This is a genomic window from Roseobacter sp. HKCCD6576-2 (genome assembly GCF_013179285.1).
Lineage (GTDB): Bacteria > Pseudomonadota > Alphaproteobacteria > Rhodobacterales > Rhodobacteraceae > Rhodophyticola > Rhodophyticola oceani.
This window is the reverse complement of record NZ_WVNW01000038.1, coordinates 1-5,141: the sequence shown is the minus strand read 5'-3', so window position 1 is coordinate 5,141 and position 5,141 is coordinate 1. Positions and strand designations below refer to the sequence as shown.

Below are 5,141 nucleotides of genomic sequence, written 5' to 3'. Positions count from 1 at the left end.
CATTAGAACCTGCACGCTGTCTCCGGAAATACCTCAATCCTATATTTAGATAGGTAACCGTTATGGGGGGGGCTTGCACCTGAAACTCTGTCTGACGTCAGCACTTATGGGTCCAAATAGGGTCATTTGCTAAGAGAGTGTTTGTTGCTCATCGTAACCACCGAGGAGTGGACGATGAGAAATACAAGGAAGAGCGCTGGCGAGAAGATCGTCAAAGACATCAAGCGCGCGACGCGTAAGCAGTACACCAGCGAAGAGAAGATCCGGATTGTGCTGGATGGCCTGCGTGGTGAAGACAGCATTGCAGAACTGTGCCGCCGCGAGGGCATATCCCGGGGCCTTTACTACAAGTGGTCAAAAGACTTCATGGAGGCTGGCAAGAAGCGTCTGGCTGGCGATACTGCGCGGGCTGCGCGCGAGGCCGATCACCTTGCAGGTCCGCCGCTCTGACGTGGCGAGCTTCTGGCGGGTGTGGACGACGGCCAGACGAAGCTGCTCCGTCGTCTCCCTTTCGTGACATTGCTATCGCAATGCACTGCCGGTCAGCGGGACCCTGGACTTTAGGTGGTTCAGGCTTTCCTTAAGGATCAGCTTGTCCAACTCGAGCTCGGCCACGATCTTCTTCAGCCGGGCATTCTCCTTCTCAAGGCTACGCAGTTCCGACAGCTGCAACCGTGCCATCCCGCCAAACCGACGGCGCGACACGCCGCCTGAACGTCGCCGCCTTCTGCGAGCTTCAGCTCAATCTCGCGCAGCAGCTTCAGGATGTCCTCGTTCGAATACCGTTTCCGAGCCATTCTCCGTCCCCCTCTCTCGGCAATCCTAATGGCCCAGTTCTGGGGGGAAGGACAGTGCCAAGTGCCGATAACCGCAAGCCGCCCCCTTGTTCTCTGAACGAAACACTTTTCCCAAGGCGTTTGTCCCCACCGACCAAGCTTGAGATATGTCGGAAACGCAACTGTGTCTGGTGGCTGGCTGGAAGCAGCAACAACATAGATCTGCGACAAGTGTTCATCTATCCCGCCATAGAGGTATCCACCAGTTTCATCAGGTGCATGCTCCAATCTGAGATTGTGCAGCTCGTCCAAAACAGATTGAGAAACGAGCACTGTCCAGTGTGCGGTCTCGTCGGTAGGGCCGAAAGTTGCAATGGGTGAAGGGTGCCACTCTGTTGCGCCTTGGGGCAATCCATCGTCGTCAATGCTGTTCAGAAGTATGACGGGTTTCGAGAACCCATTCGTGTACTATCTGCAGAATGCGAACGAAGCCGATGCATGTGCATCGACTTTGTAAGCTGGCATCTTTGTAGTCATCGAACTGCAGCCGAAGCCGAGGATAAGTTCGTTATCTAAGAACGAGTTTGTTGCCTCATATTTGAGCCAATCCCTAACAGCTGGGTTGCGCTCAGCGTGCGCGATCAGCTGCATATGCATCATTGTGAGATTGTGACCATTGTCCAAAGCGGTGATATAGCTGAGACCCAAACGTCCTTCGTGAAAAATCTCTGTCCTTAAGACTTTCGCGGCACTTGCCCAACCCAAAGACAGCCGCCGTCTGACCTGGGCATCCGCAGAGGTGTCGATCACGATGTCGGTTTTTTCGAACTCCTTGCCGAAGTCTTCAAGACTGACATTAAGAACGTTCTCGGCATGAGTTGTCACGCGCGACCCCTGCAATCGCTGACTGGCAAGCACTGCGGCGACATCAGCCTTGCCGAACCGAATGAGTTGTTCTGTTCCACGGTGTCGCGCCAGGTTGTGCGCCAGCAGCATAGCCAGAAGAGGTCAGACGTGTTCACCGCTTGTTTTGGATGCGGTGAACCACGCAACCAAACAGAAATCAATGGGCCCTGAGCCTGGGTACTCACATCGGTGTAGCTCTAAGCCGAGGACATCAAGGGCGCGGAAGCCGCCGATATACGCCTTGTCCCGATTACCGGACCCGAGGTCGACGCTCTGATCGAAGCTAACGGCTTCTTCGCCGTGGATGATATTCCACACTGAGCATATGAGGCGTTCCGACCGCAACAACCGTGACCGTGGGCACGCAATGGTTCACCAGCGCAGACGAAGACGAAGGGCTCATCTACAACATCACCGCCGGTCTGTGGAACGACAACACTCGCCGTCTGCTTGACGTGGACCATGCTCGTGATGCATCAATCATGCTGGAAACCGCGCTCGACGGTTTGGATGTTCCGCTGCATCCCGGTGCCGAATGTTTATACCGCGAACAAGGCATGATCGAATAACGGTACTCTCCCTGTAACTTCACCGGGCGGCGTTCACGCGGCCCGGTTTTTTTATGCCTGAACGCCGAAAGAGCTGCGCCATGACACAGCAAATCACCTTCCCCCTTGATTAGGGCCGGTTTGATCTGGGATCTTCCGTTTCGGTTGCTGTTTTGTGCGTCAGCGTGGAGACTGCAAGAGTCTTAAGCGCTGGCGCGGTGGATTTTATCAATAACTCCGTTGGGAATAGGTAGCCGAGCGCCGAATACGCGCGCTCAGTGTTGTAGTGGCGACGCCATCGGCCGATTTCTTCGCGGGCATGGCGAAGCGAATGGAACCAATAGAGGTTCAGGCACTCGGTCTCATGTAGCAAATGCGCTAAGTCTCTATCTGGATGCTTTCAGCGATCTCGGTTGGAATGGCATTATGCCTGAGCCGTTGATTGGCCAAACGCTGACAGAGAAGCGGGCCGAGATCCTCGGACAACCGCCGAGGCGGCCGAGGCTGAGCTCGATACCTTTGAAGAAAAATGGGCCGGAAAATGCGCCTCGATCGTCCCCGCCTGGCGTCGGGCATGGGCTGAGGTGTGCCGTTCTTTGCCTTCGACCCCGCGATCCGCAAGTCCATCAAGACGCATGGCTCATTCCCCACCGATGATGCAGCCCCAGACTGACCTATCTGGCAATCCAGAACTTCGAGAAAGACGGTCGCAACGTTCGGGAATGATTGGTAGCACGCAATCAGTTCGCCATCATGGTCCGAGAGCGCTTCGACGCTTGAGTATCTGAAAACCCATGGAACAGGCAAGATAAACACAGTTCAGGACACTCCCATCGCGCGGTCATGGTGAAACGTTCACCCGAAAAGATCGTCCTATGGACTGAAAGATAATCACGGAAAAGCCATTCTCCTCCGGCGACAACAATCATGTTCAACAAGGCCGCCAGAATCATCTGGATGATGCTCTCGAGGAAACACGTACAGCAAGACCCGTTCTGAGCGCAGCAACTGCTCAACCGTTGCAAGACGTTGAAGTGATGATGCTGAAGCTAAGTCCACCAAAAGCAACGACCACTCCGGGATGCCAGATACCCTCTTCCAACGGCACCACCTTAACAGTCCCTGGCTCAAGCCAAAGATACCACAAATCCGGCCGTCTCTTCGTTCAAAAGAACCACCATGCACTATAACATACTTACCAATACTTCTCCCGCTATTGGCCTCACACACCTTTTGAGCAATCTCCCCATATGGAACGATTTTATTGGCCTACGAGTTTTGGGTAACATGTTTGTGCCGACCGGCGAGTCAAAAACCAACAAGCGTATAACATGGATGTGGGGGCCCACATCCATGTTATAAAACTGCCCAACTCAATCACAACCTCTTCAGACTCTTTCACAAGAAGAAATCATATTCAGTCGGAATTCAAATACATATTTTCTATTAAAATATAGGCAATATCTATTGTTAATGTAGCCATTTATTGTGAAATTGTTGCGCTGTTGATTACCGCAAGAGAGCTGCAAACTCATGGAAATGCATCAAGTTCGCTACTTTTTAGCGGTTTTTGAATACCGAAACTTTACCCATGCAGCGCGGGCGATGAATGTCTCCCAACCTTCTCTTACAACTGCAATCAGGAAGTTAGAGGATAGGTTAGGTGGCAAACTGTTCATGCGTGATCGTGCAGGATGTAGCTTAACACCGTTGGGTACAGTTGTCCTTCCTTACCTGAGGGAAATCTTGCAACAATCTCAAAAGGCGACGGCACATGCCAAGCGTTATATTCGCCTAGAAGGCATTCCTATAAGTGTTGGAGTTGTTGAGGGCATCGGGTTGTTTCGTGTATCGGAAGCGATAACGCACTATCAATCTCTCGCGCCAGAAGTGAATTTTGAGATTATGGTCGAAAAGCAAAATTCACTACTAAATGGCCTTCGGGAAGGTCGTTTTGATATCGCTATAACAGGCGCGGATGCTGCATCTGATCTTTACCAGGTCGAACCACTCTATAGTGAAACTTACCGCGTGGTCGTTTCAGCCACTCATCCACTTAGTCAAAGCGAAACAGTGGACTTGGATGTGTTGGTTGACGAGCACACGCTGGCCAGAGTTCACCGCGAGATACGTGAAGTCTTGTTTAGCTTCTGTACATGTTTCGAAAATACTGTGAAGTTCACCCACAGGTCTAACCGCATTGATTGGATGTTAGAGTTGGTACGATCAGGGCAAGGGTTTTTGATCCTACCCGATACTGCAGTTCCGAGAAGCAACGAATTTGTGTCACTAGCCATCGAAGGTGCAAAATATGAACGGCATGTGGTAGCACTTAGGTATCTACACCAGCCTGTGCGGCCCGAAGTCAGGGGATTCATTCGGGAATTGACTAGGTACACACCCACAAAAGCGAAATGCATACAATTGTATGCCAGAGAGTAGTGAGCATAACGATCAAATCAATTCCCCGATCCGGCAGGCGTTGATAACACTAGTTAGGCCACATCTTTGAAAAGAAGCCGATAATAGATGTTTCTGTATAATGCTGTGGAATGCATTCGATACCGTGAAGCTATACCGCGCGGGCAGCATTAGAATGGAAAAACTATTAATACGAGTAGTGAACTTGTGCACCAAACCAACGAATGGGCGTGGTAAAAATGACCAGAAGTAGAAACTGGCGAGAGAGTCGCCCGCTTGCCTCATGCTCTAATAGCGGGCGCACCTTTGCTTTATTACCGACAATTCTGATCGGTGTTTTTGCCGGTCTGGTGGGAGCTAGGTCGTGTTGAAAAAAAGAGATTCACAGGCAGCGCTAAACGTGCTTCCAACTGGTATCTACGATGGAGACCAGCTTGGCACGAGACCTTATGTCGGACGAAGAATGGGCGTTCTTTGAGCGTTTCATCCT

Annotated in this window: 5 protein-coding genes and 2 pseudogenes; 4 read left to right on the top strand and 3 right to left on the bottom strand. The window is 51.7% G+C overall.

Going from position 1 to position 5,141, the window contains the following annotated elements:
• Positions 1-174 precede the first annotated feature (174 nt).
• Positions 175-414: pseudogene (locus GTF44_RS21710) on the top strand (transposase); the annotation flags it as partial.
• Positions 415-522: 108 nt separating this feature from the next.
• On the opposite strand, the gene GTF44_RS21705 reads toward GTF44_RS21710, so the two are convergent.
• Positions 523-681: a hypothetical protein gene (locus tag GTF44_RS21705; protein WP_171563464.1), complete on the bottom strand. Its 159-nt coding sequence runs from the start codon at positions 679-681 to the stop codon at positions 523-525.
• A gap of 563 nt (positions 682-1,244) precedes the next feature.
• Positions 1,245-1,772 (bottom strand): hypothetical protein, encoded by a 528-nt coding sequence (locus GTF44_RS21695; protein ID WP_171563470.1) that lies wholly within the window; start codon positions 1,770-1,772, stop codon positions 1,245-1,247.
• Positions 1,773-2,032: 260 nt separating this feature from the next.
• Here GTF44_RS21695 and GTF44_RS22350 point away from each other — a divergent pair, with 260 nt between their 5' ends.
• The gene (locus tag GTF44_RS22350) at positions 2,033-2,251 is read left to right on the top strand and encodes a TAXI family TRAP transporter solute-binding subunit (protein ID WP_367383446.1); all 219 of its coding nucleotides are present in this window, start codon (positions 2,033-2,035) and stop codon (positions 2,249-2,251) included.
• 109 nt (positions 2,252-2,360) lie between these two features.
• On the opposite strand, the gene GTF44_RS22715 is transcribed toward GTF44_RS22350, so the two are convergent.
• Positions 2,361-2,603 (bottom strand): integrase core domain-containing protein, encoded by a 243-nt coding sequence (locus GTF44_RS22715; protein WP_171563468.1) that lies wholly within the window; start codon positions 2,601-2,603, stop codon positions 2,361-2,363.
• A 112-nt stretch (positions 2,604-2,715) separates the two neighbouring features.
• Between GTF44_RS22715 and GTF44_RS22345 the strand changes: the two are divergent.
• Together GTF44_RS22345 and GTF44_RS21680 are read left to right on the top strand one after the other, a co-directional pair.
• A pseudogene (locus tag GTF44_RS22345) lies at positions 2,716-2,956 on the top strand (transposase); the annotation flags it as partial.
• An 807-nt stretch (positions 2,957-3,763) separates the two neighbouring features.
• Complete coding sequence (locus tag GTF44_RS21680; RefSeq protein WP_171563466.1) at positions 3,764-4,672, top strand: LysR family transcriptional regulator; 909 nt, start codon at positions 3,764-3,766, stop codon at positions 4,670-4,672.
• Positions 4,673-5,141 lie beyond the last annotated feature (469 nt).

Bases quoted from the DNA above. Each gene is read 5' to 3' on its own strand.
- GTF44_RS21705 (WP_171563464.1), bottom strand. From the start codon at position 681: ATGGCACGGTTGCAGCTGTCGGAACTGCGTAGCCTTGAGAAGGAGAAT.
- GTF44_RS21695 (WP_171563470.1), bottom strand. From the start codon at position 1,772: ATGCTGCTGGCGCACAACCTGGCGCGACACCGTGGAACAGAACAACTC.
- GTF44_RS21680 (WP_171563466.1), top strand. From the start codon at position 3,764: ATGGAAATGCATCAAGTTCGCTACTTTTTAGCGGTTTTTGAATACCGA.